The sequence below is a fragment of the Frigoribacterium sp. ACAM 257 genome (assembly GCF_007954365.1).
In the GTDB taxonomy this organism is placed as follows: domain Bacteria; phylum Actinomycetota; class Actinomycetes; order Actinomycetales; family Microbacteriaceae; genus Frigoribacterium.
Genome location: NZ_VOLO01000001.1, coordinates 697932 through 715466 on the forward strand (window position 1 = coordinate 697932; position 17535 = coordinate 715466).

General features: G+C 72.4%; 11 protein-coding genes. 10 read left to right on the forward strand and 1 reads right to left on the reverse strand.

Annotation, left to right across the window (positions count from 1 at the left end):
- Positions 1-2 precede the first annotated feature (2 nt).
- Together ES689_RS03250 and ES689_RS03255 are read left to right on the forward strand one after the other, a co-directional pair.
- On the forward strand, positions 3-263 hold the full coding sequence (locus tag ES689_RS03250) for a F0F1 ATP synthase subunit epsilon (RefSeq protein WP_123546308.1): 261 nt from the start codon (positions 3-5) through the stop codon (positions 261-263).
- 29 nt (positions 264-292) lie between these two features.
- Positions 293-1093, forward strand: coding sequence for a YaaA family protein (locus ES689_RS03255; RefSeq protein WP_146900110.1), 801 nt, complete (start codon positions 293-295; stop codon positions 1091-1093).
- Here the strand turns inward: ES689_RS03255 and ES689_RS03260 are convergent.
- Positions 1063-1623, reverse strand: a complete 561-nt coding sequence (locus tag ES689_RS03260) for a methylated-DNA--[protein]-cysteine S-methyltransferase (RefSeq protein WP_223269354.1) — start codon at positions 1621-1623, stop codon at positions 1063-1065. The genes ES689_RS03255 and ES689_RS03260 overlap by 31 nt on opposite strands.
- A 200-nt stretch (positions 1624-1823) precedes the next feature.
- On the opposite strand from ES689_RS03260, the gene ES689_RS03265 reads away from it, so the two are divergent.
- From ES689_RS03265 to ES689_RS03300, 8 genes are all read left to right on the forward strand, one after another.
- Positions 1824-2363, forward strand: coding sequence for an FHA domain-containing protein (locus ES689_RS03265; RefSeq protein WP_223269355.1), 540 nt, complete (start codon positions 1824-1826; stop codon positions 2361-2363).
- Complete coding sequence (locus ES689_RS03270; RefSeq protein WP_146900113.1) at positions 2360-3154, forward strand: PP2C family serine/threonine-protein phosphatase; 795 nt, start codon at positions 2360-2362, stop codon at positions 3152-3154. The genes ES689_RS03265 and ES689_RS03270 overlap by 4 nt, the downstream gene beginning before the upstream one ends.
- A gap of 183 nt (positions 3155-3337) precedes the next feature.
- Positions 3338-4768: a serine/threonine-protein kinase gene (locus tag ES689_RS03275; protein WP_223269356.1), complete on the forward strand. Its 1431-nt coding sequence runs from the start codon at positions 3338-3340 to the stop codon at positions 4766-4768.
- Entirely contained in the window at positions 4765-10611 is a 5847-nt protein-coding gene (locus ES689_RS03280) for an Ig-like domain-containing protein (protein WP_146900119.1), read from the forward strand. The genes ES689_RS03275 and ES689_RS03280 overlap by 4 nt, the downstream gene beginning before the upstream one ends.
- Before the next feature lie 73 nt (positions 10612-10684).
- Complete coding sequence (locus ES689_RS03285; RefSeq protein ID WP_146900122.1) at positions 10685-11656, forward strand: MoxR family ATPase; 972 nt, start codon at positions 10685-10687, stop codon at positions 11654-11656.
- Positions 11653-13104 (forward strand): DUF58 domain-containing protein, encoded by a 1452-nt coding sequence (locus tag ES689_RS03290; protein ID WP_146900125.1) that lies wholly within the window; start codon positions 11653-11655, stop codon positions 13102-13104. The genes ES689_RS03285 and ES689_RS03290 overlap by 4 nt, the downstream gene beginning before the upstream one ends.
- A complete protein-coding gene (locus ES689_RS03295; protein ID WP_146900127.1) occupies positions 13101-15464 on the forward strand; it encodes a transglutaminase-like domain-containing protein in 2364 nt (787 codons plus the stop codon). The genes ES689_RS03290 and ES689_RS03295 overlap by 4 nt, the downstream gene beginning before the upstream one ends.
- 8 nt (positions 15465-15472) lie before the next feature.
- On the forward strand, positions 15473-17491 hold the full coding sequence (locus tag ES689_RS03300; RefSeq protein WP_146900130.1) for a zinc-ribbon domain-containing protein: 2019 nt from the start codon (positions 15473-15475) through the stop codon (positions 17489-17491).
- The last annotated feature ends 44 nt before the right edge of the window (positions 17492-17535 follow it).

The window sequence follows — 17535 nt, forward strand, 5'->3', positions numbered from 1 at the left end:
TCGTGGCTGCTCTCACCGTGAGCGTCGTCTCGGCCGACCACGAGGTGTGGTCGGGCGAGGCGTCGTCCATCGTCGCCCGTACCGCCGAGGGCGAGATCGGGATCCTTCCGGGTCACGAGCCTCTCCTCGCGATCCTGGCCACGGGCAAGGTCCGCGTCCGCCTGACCGACGGCTCCACCGTCGAGGCGACCGCGGACGACGGGTTCCTCTCCGTCGAGAACGACACGGTCACGGTCGTCGCGCGCAACGCGCAGCTGGCCTGACCATCGTTCGTCCTTCCGCCTGATCCACCGTGCTGTTCCTGCTGCCCCCGTCCGAGACGAAACTCGACGGGGGCAGCGGCATGTCCGGGCTCGATCTCGCGTCGTTGTCGTTCCCGCAGCTCGGCGACGCGCGCCGTGACGTCAGGGACCGCCTCCTCGCCCTGTCGTCGGACCGGGAGGCGGCGATGGCCGCCCTCAAGCTCGGGCCGCGTCTCGCCGCCGAGGTCGATCGCAACAGGGTCGTCGACTCGTCGCCGACGCTGCCTGCCCTCGCCCGATACACCGGTGTCCTGTTCGACCCCGTAGGGGTCGATGATCTCGACGAGCCAGGGTGGCGCTGGGCGCACCGCCACGTCGTCGTCCACTCCGCGTTGTTCGGGCTGATCCGGGCAGGTGACCCGATCCCGGCCTACCGCCTGTCCCACGACTCCCGGCTTCCAGAGGCGTCGCTCAGGTCCACCTGGGCCGCGCCGGTCTCGTCGCTCCTGGCCGAGATCGTGGACGGGGGCGAGTTCGTGGTCGATCTCCGGTCGGAGGGCTACGTCGCACTGGGTCCGGCTCCGCGCGGCGGTTCGGCATTCGTCCGTGTGGTGTCCGACGCGACCGGTCGACGGCGAGCGCTCAACCACTTCAACAAGAAGTCCAAGGGGCTGCTCGTTCGTCGCCTCGTGCGCGATCGCCCCGTTCTCGTCACCCTGGACGACCTGCTCGAGTGGGCACGAGAGTCCCGGATCGTCCTCGAGCCGATGCCTGACGGGGAGCTCGCGCTCGTGTCCGAGTCCGTGCTCGGCGCCGACGTTCAGGCGACCGGGACTGGCCCGACCCGGTAGACGATCCCTTCGTGGCGCAGCAACCACTGCTTGGTGGGCACGCCTCTGCCGACCGTGTACCCGGTGACGCCGCCCGTACGGCCCAGCACCCTGTGGCACGGGACGAGCAGCGGAAGGGGGTTCGACGCCACGGCGCCCCCGACGGCTCGCCCGGCCTGCGGACTGCCGACGGCCCCGCCGAGGCGGCCGTACGTCGTCGTCAGTCCCCACGGGACGGTGAGGAGCGCCGACCAGACGGAGAGCTGGAACGGGGTGCCGATCGGGCGGATCGGGAGATCGAACTGACGCCGACGGCCGTCGAAGTAGTCGTGCACCTGGCGCCGGGCCGCCTCGAGCAGGTCGTCGGTGTGCTCGGCGAGGCCGTCGTGGGGCAGGCCTCGCCCGTCGTCCACGAGGACCCGCTCCACGGCGTCCAGCCGACTGTGGATCTCGATCCGGCCGACCGGGGAGTGGAGCCGCACGAAGCGCACGTCGCCCGGGTCGTCGTGCAGCCCCGGCGGCAGCGGGGGGACGAGGGCGAGGTCGGGCATGGGGTCACGCTACGGAGCTGCCTCCCCCGGGGACGCGATGCCGGACGGCGCCTGTGGAGGGGCGCGCTGAGCCGCCCGCTGGGGAGTGATCACGGCAGTGGTGTCCTCGACGACGAGGTGGCGAGTGCGGGGGAGCGGTCGACGGTAGCGTCGTCGTGGGGTGTGACGCGCCTCCTCGACCACCGCCTCGTGAGGACACCGTGAACCGATCAGATGAGCACGAAGACGCCGAGCTCGACGACACCGTCCTCGCCGTGCGCCCCACCACGAGGTCGACGATGCCAGACGAGGACACGGTCGTCCGGCCCCGCGCCGCATCGGCGGACGAGCGCGACGCCGCGCCGTCCGCCGCCTCGCCTTCGCCCGTGCGGCGCGCGCACGCCGTCCGGGTCGGCCACCAGGCCCATCGACTCGACGCTCCCGTCGTCGTGGGGCGGCGCCCGGCGGCGCCGCGCGTCGCGACGGGTGCTCCCGTCGTCCTCGTCGCCGTGCCCTCGCCTGCCGGCGAGGTGTCGAGCAGCCACGCCCGCGTCGAGCAGGTCGGCACGACCGTCGTGGTCACCGACCTGCGCTCGACGAACGGCACGGTCGTGACGATGCCCGGCCGTCTTCCCGTGACTCTCCGGCAGGGCGAGTCGTGCGTGGCGCTGGCAGGGACCATAGTGGACGTCGGCGACGGCAACCTCCTCGAGATCCTCCCGCCTCCCCGATCCGCAGCCCAGGAAGAACCTCGCCCGTGACAGAGCTCGGCCGCCCCACGACCGCCCACCCCCTCGCCTCCGGCGCCCCCGGCCTCACGATCGACTGGGCCGGCGTCACCGACGTGGGCCTCCGTCGTGCGCACAACGAGGACAGCTACGTCGCCGAGGCCCCGGTCTTCGTGGTCGCCGACGGCATGGGCGGACACAGCGCCGGCGACGTCGCCAGCGACGCCGTGGTGCGGCGGGTCGCGGAGGCCGCCGTCCGCGACCGCCTGAGCACGGACGAGCTCGAGGAAGCACTGAGGCGCGCCACGGCGGACATCGCCGTGGCAGCGGCCGAGACCGAGCTCGGGGTCGGCACGACAGCCACCGGCGTCTTCCTCTCGGGCGACGAGGACGAGGCCGAGTTCACGGTCTTCAACGTCGGCGACTCCCGTGTGTACCTCGTCGCCGACGGCGTCCTGCAGCAGGTCACCGTCGACCACTCCGTCGTGCAGGAGATGGTCGATGCCGGCCTCCTCCGAGCAGAGGACGCCGAGTCCCACCCGGACAGCAACGTCATCACGCGGGCCGTCGGCTTCGACGTCGACCAGCGTCCCGACTACTGGCGCGTGCCCGCGCGTGCAGGCCTGCGCCTCCTCGTGTGCTCGGACGGGCTCACGAAAGAGCTGTCCGGCGCCGACATCGAACGCGTGATGGCCTCGCAGCCGGAGTCGCACGCCGCAGCGTCGGCGCTCGTCCGTGCCGCCGTCGAGGCCGGCGGACGCGACAACGTCACGGCCGTCGTGGTCGACGTCCGGGGTACAGAGGGCGAGCCGGTCGAGGCGTAGCCGGGGCCGCTGCGCACAGGCGTCGGCGCGTCCTCCCTCCCCCGAAGTGGGGGCGGGCGGGGCGTCCCCCGTCCGAGCCGGACGGGGCACGGTCCCCGAGGGCCCGACCTACAATGGCCAGGGCCGACAGCGTGTCGGCGCGCCCTGCGCGGGCGCATGCCGGAGACAGCCGAGGAGGGTGACGTGGCACGACGACTGCCGTCTCCGCCGCCGGTGCTGCCCGGCTTCTCGCACGTCCACGTGCTCGGCTCGGGCGGGTTCGCCGACGTGTTCCTCTACGAGCAGAACATGCCGAGGCGCCAGGTCGCCGTCAAGGTCATGCTGACCGAGGTGGTCAACGACCAGGTCCGCCAGATGTTCCAGGCCGAGGCCAACCTCATGGCCCAGCTGAGCGCGCACCCCTCGATCCTCACGGTCTACCAGGCGAGCGTCTCCGCCGACGGGCGCCCCTACCTCGTCATGGAGCTCTGTTCGTCGTCCCTGAGCGAGCGCTACCGTCGAGACCGCATCCCGGTCGCGGACGTGCTGCGGATCGGCGTCAAGATCGGCAGCGCCGTCGAGACGGCTCATCGGCAGGGCGTGCTGCACCGCGACGTCAAGCCCTCGAACATCCTCATGACGGCCTACGGCCACCCCGTCCTGTCCGACTTCGGGATCGCCGCCTCGCTGAGCGAGAGCGAGCCGCAGGAGACCGTCGGGATGTCGATCCCGTGGTCGGCCCCCGAGGTGCTCCTCGACGAGACGAACGGGACGATCGAGTCGGAGGTCTGGTCCCTGGGTGCGACCGTGTACTCGCTCCTCGCCGGCCGCAGCCCCTTCGAGATCCTCGGCAGCGACAAGAACGGCGCGTCCGACCTGATCGGTCGGATCGACAAGGCGAAGCTCGCGCCGACCGGCCGCACCGACGTCCCCGCGAGCCTCGAGCGCATCCTCGCGCGGGCGATGTCGAGGCGGCCGGAACACCGGCAGGCGAGCGTGCTCGAACTGCTCCGCGAGCTCCAGCAGGTCGAGTCGGAGCTCGGCGTCGGCCAGACGCCCATCGAGGTCGCCGTCGACGACTGGGCCCTCGCGACCGTGGCCGATCTCGAGGACAGGACGCGGCTCCGCGGCGCAGCCCCCGTGCAGTCGACTCGACGTCGCCGCCGGCGTCGTCGAGTGACGGAGGCGCAGGCGGCGGCCGTCCACGGCTCCGGTCTCGGCCGCAGCCGGGCCGTCCTGCGCAGCACCGGCACGCGGCCCGCGCCGCGCAGTCGTCGTGCCCTCGTGCTGGTGTGGTCGCTGATCGCCGCGGCCGTCGTCGCGATCGGCCTGGGTGCCACGGCCACCCTCGTCCTCGTGCGGGCGACGTCGACCGAGATCCCGCGCGTGTCCGAGATCTCGGCCACGTCCGAGGGGTCGTCGGTCGTCTTCACGTGGAGCGACCCCGGGCTCCGCTCGGGTGACGCCTACATCATCTCGACGGGCTCGGACACGAGCCAACAGACGTCCAACCGTTTCGTGGCCGGCGCCTCCGAGACGGGCGAGCAGCTCTGCATCACGGTGAGCGTCAACCGCGCGGGCCAGAGCGGCGAGCCGAGCGGCGAACGGTGCGCCGTGGTCGGGGGCGGCGAGTGACGCGCCTCGGCGCCTGGGCCCGGGCTCGCCGGTCGGCCGTGGCGACCGGGGTGAGCGCGGTCGTGATCACGGCGCTCGTCGTCACCGTGGCCGTGGTCAGCACGGGGTACGAGGCGCAGCGCCTCGACCTGGACGACGGCACGGTGTGGGTCGCCAACGGGTCCCGGACGGCTGTCGGCCGGGCCAACACCGACGTCGCCGAGCTGAACGCGGCCGTCCGCAGCACCGGAGGCGACCTCTCCGTCACCCAGTCGCCGGACGCCGTCCTCATGGTCGACCGCAGCAGCGCGACGGTCGGCATCGTCGACCCGGCGACGTCCACGGTCGGCGACAGCGCGCCGTTGCCGCCCGAGTCGCCCGACGTCCTCCTGACCGGCGACCGCGCCGTGGTCGTGTCGGGCGGCACGGGCGAGCTGTGGAGCCTGCCCGTGTCGGACCTCGCGTCGTTCAGCTCAGAGGACGACGCCGATCTCAGCCTCGGCGAGGACGCCGTGACGAGCGTCGCCCCCGACGGCACGATCACCGTCTTCTCGGCTGCCAGCGGCGACGTGTCGCGAGTCGCCTCGGGCGACGCCTTCGACGTCGACTCGACCCGATCGACGGCCCTCGCAGGGCCGGGGGAGCACCAGGTCACGAGTGTCGGCACGCACTGGGCCGTGCTCGACGTCGACGCGGGGCACCTCGTCGTCGACGGCGAGGAGGTCGACCTCTCGGGCTCCGCCGCGGGCGGCCTGGCCCTGCAGCAGGCGTCCGACGACGGCGACGGCGTCCTCGTGGCGACGAGCGAGGCGCTCCTGCGCGTCCCGTTCGGCGGGGGCGAGCCGAGCGAGGTCGTGACCGGCCAGACCGGGCTGCCGGCCCGGCCGGTCGTCGTGGGCTCGTGCACGTGGGCGGCGTGGTCAGGCGGCACCGCCTGGAGCGACTGTTCCCGTTCCCGCGGCGGGGTCCTGCAGCTCGACGGGGTCCCGGGGGCGGCCCCCCTCGTGTTCGACGTGAACGGGCGGCGCACCGTGCTCAGCGACCCCGTCGGAGGCGGCAGCTGGGCGGTGCAGAGCCGTGGTCAGCTGATCGACAACTGGGACGAGCTGCTCGACCGAGACGACGAGCAGCAAGAAGAAGAGACCGACAGCACCGACGAGCCGCCCGAGCTGGACCCAGACCAGAAGCCCCCGGTGGCGGTCGACGACGACCTCGGCGCGCGCCCCGGCAGGGCGAGCACCCTCTCCGTCCTGCTGAACGACTACGACCCGAACGGCGACCCCCTGGTCGTCGACCAGGTGTCCGACCTCGACCCGGCCACGGGCCGTCTCGACGTCGTCAACGACCGTCAGCAGGTGCTGCTCACGCTCACGGACGAGGCAGCCGGTGCGTTCACGTTCGACTACACGATCAGCGACGGGCGCGGCGGAACGGCGACGTCGACGGTGACGATCACCGTGCGTGAGGCCGGGGAGAACAGCCCGCCGGCACAGGTGCGGCGGACCTCCGCCGACGTGTCGTCGTCGGGGCGCGTGACGACGTCCGTGCTCGGCGACTGGGTCGACCCCGACGGGGACGCCTTCTACCTGACGAGCGCCGTCGGCGACGAGGGCGTCTCGTACAAGCCGTCGGGCGACGTCGTCTACCAGGACGCCGGCTCGGGCGCGACCACGCTCGACGTGGGCCTCGTCGTCTCGGACGGCCAGGCCGAGGGGCGCGGCAGCATGACGATCCGGGTCGCGGGGTCGTCGCCGCTCACCGCCGACTCGTTCTCCGTGCAGGCCTACGCGGGTCAGCAGCTCACGGTGCGGCCCCTTCCCTACGCGAGCGGAGGATCCGGCTCGATCCGGCTGAACAGCGTCCCGGCGAAGAACGGCTCGATCGTCACCCCGAGCTACGAGTCGGGCACGTTCCGGTTCGTCAGCGACGAGGTCAGGACCCACAACCTCGAGTACTCCGTGACCGACGGCGACCAGACCGCCACGGGCACGATCCGGGTCGACGTCCAATCGCCGCCCGACCCGTCGAGCCCCCCGATCACGACGCCCAAGACGGTGTTCGTCGAGACCCTCAGCAGTCAGACCCTCGACGTCGTGGCGACGGACCACGATCCCGCCGGGAACGTGCTGATGGTCACGTCGACCTCGGAGGTCCCGCTGTCGTCCGGAGTCCGCGTCGAGACGCTCGACCAGCGGTACCTGCGCCTCACCCTCGCTGCTCCTCTCGACCAGGGCCCGGTCACCTTCACCTACACGGTCACGAACGGCCTGGCCTCGGCCGAGGGTACGGTCACGGTCATCGAGACGCCGCGCCGCTCGCAGACGCAGCCGCCGGTCGCGACCGACGACCAGGTGACGGTCCGCGTCGGGGACGCGATCGACATCGACGTGCTGGCCAACGACGAACAGCCCGACGGAGACGAGATCACCCTCGTGCCGGACCTCGTCCAGGACGTCCCGGCGGACGGCGGACTGCTCTTCGCGTCCGGCTCGATCCTCCGGTACCTCGCACCGACGACGCCGGGCAACGTCACTGCCGTCTACGCGGTGGAGGGCCGAGACGGCCAGCGCGACACCGCGCAGGTCACGATCGCGGTGCGCGAGGCCGACGTCGCGACCAACAACCCGCCCGTCCCGCAGACGGTGACGGCCCGGGTCGTGGCGGGCGAGTCCGTCCGCGTCACCGTTCCCCTCGACGGGGTCGACCCGGACGGCGACAGCGTCTCGCTGCTCGGCGTCGGCACGAACCCGGAGAACGGCAGCGTGACGAGCGTCGGCACCGACTCGATCCAGTACGAGGCGAACGGGACGAGCGCGGGCACCGACACCTTCACCTACACGGTGGTCGACGGGCTGGGGGCCCGGGCCAGCGGCAAGGTCCGGATCGGCATCTCGGCGCGGGCCGACGGATCCCGCAACCCGATCGCCGTGGCCGACGACGTGACCATGCGGCCGGGCGGCACGATCACCGTCCGGGTGCTCGACAACGACTCTGACCCCGACGGCGGCGCCCTCACGGTCACCGGTGTCGAGGCCAACGACGTCGACACGTCCGCCGAGGTCGTCGACGGCGCCCTCGTCGCGGTCCGCCCCCCGGCTGCCGAGGGGCAGTACGGCCTCGTCTACACGGTCGAGAACGACCAGGGCGGCTCGAGCTCGAGCTTCGTCACGGTCGACGTCGACGCCGACGCTCCGCTGAACCGTCCCGTCGTGGACGACACCGTCCTCGACCTCAGCGACATCGCGGGACGACAGTCCGTCGACGTCAACGTCCTCACGAACGCCTTCTTCGCGGACGGCCCGGCGTCGTCGCTGGGCCTCGACCTCACGCCGGGCTACGGCGGCACCAGCCAGGTGACGCCCGACCGCCGCGTGAGGGTGACGATCACCGACTCGAGCCAGATCATCCCGTTCTCGGTGTCGCACCCTGACGACCCCGCCGTGCGCACCTACGCCTTCATCCGGGTCCCGGGCTTCGACGACGCGCTCCCGCAGCTGGACAAGACCGCACGTCCCCTCACGGTGGTGAGCGGCGACCGCCTCACGATCGACCTCACCCGGTACGTCATCGCGGCCGGCGGCAAGACCGTCCGACTGACCGGGGAGGACTCCGTCAGGGCCACCCACGCCGACGGGGCCGACCTGGTCGTGGGCCCGACCACGCTCGCGTTCACGTCGGAGGACCTCTACTTCGGGACGGCCTCGGTCTCGTTCGAGGTGACGGACGGCTCGTCCGCCGACGACCCGGCGGGCCGCACGGCGACCCTGGTCCTGCCCATCACGGTCACCCCGCGCGAGAACCAGCCGCCGACCTTCACCGGCACCTCCGTCGATCTCGAGCCGGGGCAGTCGCGGACCCTCGACCTGCAGCGGCTCACGTCCTACCCGTATCCCGACGACGTGGCAGAGCTCCGCTGGACCGCGGACGCCCAGTCCGTGCCCGGCTTCGCCGTCGACCTGTCCGGCCGCGAGATCACGATCACCGCCGACGCGGGAACGCCCAAGGGCACCACGCGGGCGCTCCCCGTGACCGTGGCCGACGCCGTGACGACGGGTCAGCCAGGCTCGATCCGACTGGCCGTCGTCGGGTCGACCAGGCCGCTGGCCCAGCCCGCGGCCGACACGCAGGCGGTGCGTCGCGGCACCTCCGCCACGATCGATGTCCTCGCGAACGACCAGGCCACGAACCCGTTCCCCGGCCAGCCCCTCCGGGTAGTCGACATCCGAGGGCTCGGGGGAGGCGGGCTGCCGGCGGGCGTGAGCGTCACGCCCAGCGCGGACAACCGCACCCTCGCCGTCTCCGTCGGGCAGTCCGCGCAGCCCGGCGACACGAACCTCCAGTACCGCGTGGCCGACGTCACGGACGATCCCGACCGCTACGTCTGGGGCAACGTCACGATCTCTGTGCAGGACGTCCCCGACGCCCCGGCGGCCCCGGTGCGCACCGGCACGTTCACGGGCGGCCAGCTGACCCTGAGCTACGCGGCGCCGCAGGCGAACAACTCGCCCCTGACGCGTTTCCGCCTGACGGGCACCGGCAGCGCTGGTGGCTCGTACTCGAAGGACTGCGGGCTCTCGACGGTCTGCACGCTGACCGACCTGGACCCCGAACAGACGTTCCGGTTCACGGTCGTCGCCACGAACGCCCTCGGCGACTCGGCTCCCAGCGCGGCCAGCCCCTCGTACAGCGCCGACTTCGTCCCGGCCCCGCCGACCGGCGTCACCGTGAGGCCGTCGTCGACGACGCCTGGGGCGCTCGACGTCTCGTGGGAGCCGGTTCCCAAACCCGCTCGTGGAACGTCCGTTCTCTCTGCGGGTGGATACGTTGTTGAGGTTAACGGCTCAGTTGCGCAGACAGTTTCGGGCTTGAGTACCACATTGACCGGTCTGAGCGCTGGTTCCGTCTATTCGGTGACCGTCTACGCCCGAAACCGGGCTCAGGTCAGCAGCGAAGCCGATTGGGCTCGAAGCGCTGGGCGTACGGAAACAGCCTTCGGCTATCCCAGCGGGACGGGGCCGAGCGCCGCTGCTCAGTCCAACGGCAGCATTCAAGTCTCCTGGACCAAACCGCAAGATCTGGCGGGCGATGGGTCGATCTCCTACCAGGTCTTCCGTTACGACGGGACCCCTTCGACAGCCCAGTGTGGACGTTCAGGAACGCCTTTCACGCCGGCGGAGGGGGTGCTTTCGATCACGGACACGACGGCCGCGCGCGGTGGTAACTACGTGTACGTGGTCAATGCAAGTAATCGGTCCGGCCTGTGTTCCGCAAGCGCAACTTCCTCGATCGGGGCCGCCCCTGGAACGGTAGATGCGGCCCTGACGATGAGTCAGCAGGGCAATCAAGTTGATGTTCAAGTGGAACGGCTAAGGGAGTCGACGGGGGCTTCCGGTGTCAGCTACCAGCGGCTCTCAGACGGTGACTGGGTGCCAGTGTCAGAGGGAACATTCATTACCGGTGTCAGATTCGGCACGCAATATGGCTCACCCGTTGACGTTTCATTCCGGGCTTGTCGAGCTGCAAGTTGTTCGGACCAGGTGACCACGGTCAGGAGCGATAGGCCGCTCCAGCTCGAGGCGAAGATCCGTTCATGCGTCGTTTCATCATCGGATGCGCAGAGCAGGCTTGACTACGTACCTCCAGCCAACGCAGGTGTCAAAGACACCGACGTTAGCTACAAGGTTGAGTATGAGAGGCCCGCACCCAGCATTCTTGACCCGAACCGTTACGCGTGGGCTTCGGCCGCGGATGACCAGTTCGTCGTTCCGGACGATGCACGGGCCGCGCGAATCAAGGCCACGGTGCTGGGGTTCGAAGCAGCCGAGTTCACCTTGACTGCCTGTTCGCCTGCTCCGCCGCTTTGATTTTGAGAACAAGCATCGTCGGTCCAGAAGTGGAACTGAAGACACCCACCACCACGAGAGAGACGAACACCGCATGAGCATGACCCCCGAGCAGGCGACCTGGTTCTCCGAGATCTTCGGGCGCCTCGTCGCGAACGTCGACCAGGTGCTGCTGGGCAAGACGTTCGTCGTGCGCCTGTCGTTCACGGCGCTGCTCAGCGAGGGGCACCTCCTGCTCGAGGACTTCCCCGGCACGGGCAAGACCTCGCTCGCCCGCGCCATCGCGCAGAGCGTGCAGGGCACGAGCAACCGCGTCCAGTTCACGCCCGACCTGCTGCCCGGCGACATCACCGGCGTGAGCATCTACGACCAGAAGGCGGGGGAGTTCGAGTTCCACCGCGGTCCGATCTTCTCGAACATCGTCCTGGCCGACGAGATCAACCGGGCCAGCCCCAAGACCCAGTCGGCCCTGCTCGAGGTCATGGAGGAGAACCGCGTGACGGTCGACGGCGTCAGCCACGACGTCGGCAGCCCCTTCATGGTGATCGCCACCCAGAACCCCGTCGAGCAGGCCGGCACGTACCGTCTGCCCGAGGCCCAGCTCGACCGGTTCGTCATGAAGACGTCGATCGGGTACCCCGACCACGCGGCGACCGTCCGCATCCTCGAGGGCTCCGCGACGCGCGTGCACGAGGGCAGCCTCAGCCCCATCGTCCAGGCCGGCGTCGTCACCGAGATGGCGCAGCTCGCCCGCACGGTGCACGTCGAGTCGACCATCAGCGACTACGTCGCACGGCTCGTCGAGGCGACCCGGACCGCGGAGGAGGTGCGGCTCGGCGTGAGCGTGCGAGGCGCCCTGGCGCTCGTCCGCACGGCCAAGACCTACGCCGCCTCCCACGGGCGCCACTACGTCGTGCCGGACGACGTCAAGGCCCTCGCCGAGCCCGTGCTGGCCCATCGCCTGGTGCTCGACCCCGAGGCGGAGTTCGACGGCGTCACCCCGTCGAGCATCGTGAGCCAGCTGCTGATCGAGACTCCGCCGCCCTCCGAGCGGATCGCCGTGTGAGCGACGCCGGACCAGGCAGCACCGACAGCCGCGCCCGTCGAGACCGGGACTCCTCCCGGGGCCGGACGCAGACGCGCGGCGGCCGCACGCAGTCCCGAGCGGGCTTCGACAGCGGCTTCGCGACGGGGACCCAGGGCCTCACCAACGCGCGCACGCGGATCGTGGGCGACCGTTCCGGTCCCGTGGCGGACGCGCTCGTCCTCGGCGTGCGCCTCCTCCGCTCTGCCAGGACGTGGCTGGGTCGGGCGTTCAGGGCAGTGTCGGGCGTCGTCACCCCCGTGGGCTGGGCAGTGCTCGTCGTGGTGCCCGTCGGCTTCGTCGTCGGCTACCTGCTCGGCTGGCTCGAGCTCGTCGTGGTCGCCTGGGCCGCGCTCGTCGTCCTCGTCGTGGCCGGGCTGAGCCTCATCGGCCGCAACGCGTTCCGGGTGGCCCTCGAGATCCCTCACGAGCGAGTCACCGTCGGGGAGCCGGCCTCGGGCAGCGTCGTGGTCGAGAACCCGACCCGCCGGCGCATCCTGGGCGTCTCCGTCGAGATCCCCGTCGGCGCGGGGCTGGCGGAGATCAGCCTGCCCGGTCTCCGCGCGGGCGACAGCGTCACGGAGCCGTTCTCGGTTCCCACCCATCGGCGGGGCGTCGTCCGGGTGGGTCCCGTCCGCACCGTTCGGGGCGACGCCGTCGGCCTGGTCCGGCGCGAGCTCGAGTGGACGGGCGTCACCGAGATGTTCGTCCATCCCCGAACGATCGGCATCCCGAGCACGAGCACGGGCCTCATCCGCGACCTCGAGGGCAACCCGACCCGCGACCTCTCGCCGAGCGACATCTCGTTCCACGCGCTCCGCGAGTACCAGCCGGGCGACGAGCGGCGGAACATCCACTGGAAGTCGACGGCGAAGACCGGCACCTACATGGTGCGGCAGTTCGAGGAGAGCAGACGGAGCCACATCGTCATCGCGCTCAGCCTCGCGAGCGCCGACTTCGCCTCCGACGACGAGTTCGAGCTGGCCGTGAGCGTCGCGGGGTCGCTCGGGGCGCGTGCGGTGCGCGACGCCCGCGAGGTGAGCGTCGTCGTCAGCGAGCGCACGCCCGAGTTCGCCAAGCGGAAGACCCTGGAGATCCGGTCGCTCAGCACCCTGACTCGCACGCGCCTGCTCGACGACCTCGCGGTCGTCGAGCACGCGGAGTCGGCCCTCGGCATCGTCGACCTCGCGCGGGTGGCCGGCGACCGCGTCGCCGGCGTCTCCGTGGCGTTCCTCGTGGTGGGCAGCACCGCCACCCTCACGCAGCTGCGCTCCGCCGGACTGCACTTCCCGGTCGGAGTCGAGGCCGTCGCCATCGTCTGCGACCCCGAGGCCGTGCCCGGGATGACGCGCATCAGCGACCTGACCGTCCTCACCATCGGCTACCTCGAGGACCTGCAGAAGTCGCTGGCCCGGGCGGCCGCCACATGAGCCACGCACCGGCTGCCGCCCCGGCCCGGCCCGGCGACCTGCGGACGCGGGTCCGCCGCCCTCGGCTGCGCGCCTCCTTCGTCCTGCTGGCGACCGGGCTGCACGTCCTCGCCCTGCTCGCGGCCGCGGCGGTCTTCTGGCCCGTCTACCAGAGCGCCGAGTTCGTCGTCCTCGCCCTGGTCACGGTCGCGGCCGGCAGCGTCGTCGCCGTCGCCGGGGCCGTGCTGCGGCTCTCCAGCTTCTGGGTGCTGCTGCTCACCGTCGTGGCGTACCTGCTGCTCGGCGTGCCGCTCGCCGTCCCGTCGCAGGCCCTGTGGGGCGTGGTGCCGACGCTCGGCGGCCTCGGCCAGCTCGTCACCGGTACGGCGCTGGCCTGGAAGCAGCTCGTCACGATCACCCTCCCGGTCGGCAGCTACGAGTCCCTGCTCGTGCCGGTCTTCGTGCTCCTGCTGCTGGCGTCCGTCGTCGGTCTGACGACGGCCATCCGGTCGCGTCGGGCCGAGCTCGCCGCCCTCGGCCCGGTCGTCGTCTGGGTCGCGGGCATCGTGCTCGGCCCGGTGCAGGCGTTCCTGCCGGTCTTGTCCGGGCTGACCGTGCTGGTCGTGTCGCTGGTGTGGGTCGTCTGGTGGCGTCTGCGCCGCCGCCGAATCGCCGTCGAGGCGCTGGGACGAGGCACGGGCGCCTCGCGGGCACACGGCCACGGGTCCGTCGCCAGGAGGGCCGTCGCGGGCACCGCGGTCACCCTCGCCGTCGCGGGCGTCGCCGCGGCGGGTGCCGCGACCGTGCTCCCGCCCGCCGCAGAGCGCACCGTCGCCCGGACGGTCGTCGTCCAGCCCTTCGACCCCCGGGACGTGGTCAGCCCGCTGACGCGCTTCCGCGTCTACGAGCAGGACCCGACCGTCGACGAGACCCTCTTCGAGGTGGAGGGACTCACGGCCGGCCAGCTGCTGCGCCTCGCGACGCTCGACACGTACGACGGCGTCGCCTACACGGTGGGCAGCGACAGGGTCACGAGCGAGTCCGGCTCGTTCGACCGGGTGCCGTCCGTGTTCGACCAGTCGGGGGTCGCTGGTCGCCAGACCACGATCGCCGTCACCGTCGACGGCTACGACGGGGTCTGGTTGCCGACCGTCGGCAAGTTCGAGTCAATCGACTTCGGCGGCGCGACCGCCACCGACCGGCGAGACGCCTTCTTCTACAACGACACGAGCGGGACCGCCGCGGTCGTCGGCGGGCTCGCGGAGGGGGACAGCTACCGGCTCGAGGCCGTGCTGCCCGACCAGCCCGCCGCCGGCGCCCTCGACGGCCTCACGCCCGGCTCGGCCAGGGTCCCCGCGCCGCGTGCGGTCCCCGACGAGCTGACCGATGCCGTGCAGGAGGCGGTGGAGGGCGTGCAGGAACCGGGCGCCCGGCTGCAGGCCGTCCTCGCCGTGCTCGCCCAGGACGGCTACATCAGCCACGGCGTGGGCGCCGACGAGCCCGTGAGCCTGTCGGGCCACGGCTCGGCGCGCATCGCGCAGCTCTTCACCGACCCGGTCATGGTGGGCGACGCCGAGCAGTACGCGACGGCCGCGGCCCTGATGGCCGACGAGCTCGGGTTCCCCTCACGGGTCGTCATGGGCTTCGTTCCTGACGCGGACGACCTGGCCGACGCGGCGGGCCCCGTGCCCGTCCGCGGGGGAGACGTCACCGCGTGGATCGAGGTCGACACGGCCCAGGCGGGGTGGGTTGCCCTCGACCCCGTTCCGGCCGAGCGTCCCATCCCCGAGGACGTCGTGCAGGACCCGAGCGAGGTGTCCCGCCCCGAGTCGGTCGTGCAGCCGCCGCCCCAGGAGCCCCAGGTGCGCGACGACCAGACGCCTCCTCAGTCCGAGCAGGAGGATCCCGACACGTCGCCCGCCTGGCTCGCGGTGCTGCTCGTCGTCGTCCGGGTGGTCGGCTGGGCGGCACTCGTCGCCGGCGTGGTCGCCGCACCGTTCCTGGCAGTGGTGGCGGCCAAGGCGCGCAGGCGTCGTGCCCGACGTCGCGCTCCCGACGCCGCGTCGCGCATCACGGGCGGCTGGCGCGAGTTCGAGGACGCCGTCGTCGACCACGGGATCGAGACGCCCCGGTCGGGAACGCGGAGCGAGGTCGCGCAGGCCGTCGGAGGGGCCCGGCCGGCGGTGCTGGCGCGCGTCGCGGACCGAGCCGTCTTCGCCCCGACGCCGCCGCCGATCGAGGACGCCGACCGCGTGTGGACGGCCGTGGCCGAGATGCGCCGGTCGCTCGACGCCGACCTGACGCGGTGGCAGCGAGCCAAGGCCGCGGTCTCGCTCCGCTCGCTCCGTGGATACCATGGCGGGACACGTCCCGAGCGTTAGAGGTCCTGATGCACTGCCCCACCTGCGACAGCCCGTTGCCCGTCGGCGCCATGTTCTGCGGAGTCTGCGGCAGGGCCGTCACGAGCGCCGACGTCGCCGCGGCGGCCGCTCGGGGCGACGACGGCAAGGCGTCCGACACCGGGTCACAGGCAGAGCCGCCGGCCTGGCGGCTCCGCCAGCCGCCCCGGCCCTCCACGTCGGGCGACGCGCCCTGGTGGGTCCGTGACCGCGGCGTGGAGCAAGACCTCCTCGAGCAGCGTCCGGCAGAGCAGGGACCTGCAGAGCAGCGACCGGCAGAGCAGGGACCGGTCGAGTCGAACACGGTCGACCACCCAGCCGAGGAGGCGCCTCCCGCCTGGGTCGTCCCGGCCCGGCCGGTCGAGACGCCCGAGTCGCACGACCTGACGGTCGATCGCGAGGCGGAGGCCCGCGCCCGCCAAGACGGTCTCTCGTCCGAGACGTCCGACTCGTCCTCGACCGGCACGGAGCAGGAGTCGGGGGCCCCGGCGGCCGAGGTCCCGGCGCCCGCGGCCCCGTCGGCTCCCGAGGTCCCGGCCCCCGCGGCCCCTCCGGCCTCCGAGGCTGCTCCGGTGCCGCTCAGGGTCCCGGAGGTGCACGCCGACAACGGCCCCCGTCCGACGTCGGCGCCCCTGTGGACCGCGTCGTTCGCCCCGCGTCCCTCCGAGGCTGAGGCCGAGGCCGAGGCCGAGCCCGACGCCGCGGCGCCGCAGGACGAGACGGCCGGCGCGTCCCGTGCGCCGGTCGCCGACGAGGCGGACCAGGTCGTCGGCGCACCCGCCGACCTGCCCGCCGGTGAGACACGTCCGGCTCAGGCTGACGACGACGCCGTCGAGCCCGACAGCGACTCCGCCGGCGAGTCGGAGCCCGACCCCGAGCCCGGCGTCGCCCCCGACCCCCAGCCGGAACCGGAACCGGAACCGGCACTGGCACCTGCACCCGCACCCGCACCCGATGAAGAGGCTCCCGGTCGGCCGAACTCGGTCGGCACGGCCGTGCCCGTGCCTCTTCGTGCGCCTGCCCCCGACGGCGTCGCCGGCGACACGGCCCCCGTCGTCCCGGTGACGCGGGCCGTCCCCGGGAGCTCCCCAGCGGTCGCCCCCGTGTCCGTCGGCGACCCCGTGCCCCTGGTCGAGCCCGGGCAGCAGAAGGTCGTCGAGCACTGCACCCACTGCGGTGCCCTGCTCGACGAGGACGACATCTTCTGCCCCGAGTGCGGCGCCGTCGTGCAGTCGGTGGCACTGTCGTTCACCGGACCGGTGACGCCCCTCCCGCCGGAGTGGCGTCCGAGCGCCCCTGCTGCGGAGTCGGCGTCCGAGTCCCGTCCAGCCGTGCAGGAGGGCGACCCCGCGGCCCGGCCGGTCGACGAGCGACCTGCGGACCCGGTCACCGAGCACGCGGTCGAGCCGCTCGCCAGGCCCGTGGTCGAGCAGCCCGCCGAGCAGCCCGCCGAGCAGCCCGCCGAGCCGCCCGCCGAGCCTCCGGTGCGACGCGGGGCGGTACCGGGGCACTGGACGGAGGCGACGGGCCATGGCAGCGCGACCGCCCTTCCCGAGCTGCCGCCGATGCCGGCGTCCTCGCCGGCGTCGGCGTTGTCGGGAATCCTCGCCGGCGACGGCCGTTCCCGTCTGGTCACGGACGACGACGTCGACGAGACCCGTCTGGTCCGGAGAGGGCCGGTGGGCACCGAGTACCTCCTCCAGTTCAGCACCGGCGAGAGCGTCACCGTCGACGGAGCAGGCCTGCTCGGGCGTGCGCCGTCGCCTCAGCCGGGCGAGCGCTTCGACCATCTCGTGCGCATCGCCGACCCGGGCAAGTCGGTCTCGAAGACCCATCTCGAGTTCGGACAGGAGCTCGGTGCCCTCTGGGTCAGCGACCGCTGGTCCGGCAACGGCACCGTCGTGCGACCCCACGAGCAGCCGGCGCGACGTGTCGAGCCCGGCACCCGCGTGCGCGTCGCGAGGGGCACCAGGGTCGAGATCGGCGAGCAGTTCTTCATCGTGAGCTGATCCCTCCCCAGGAGGCACGACAGGCAGGGTCCGGACGTCGGGCT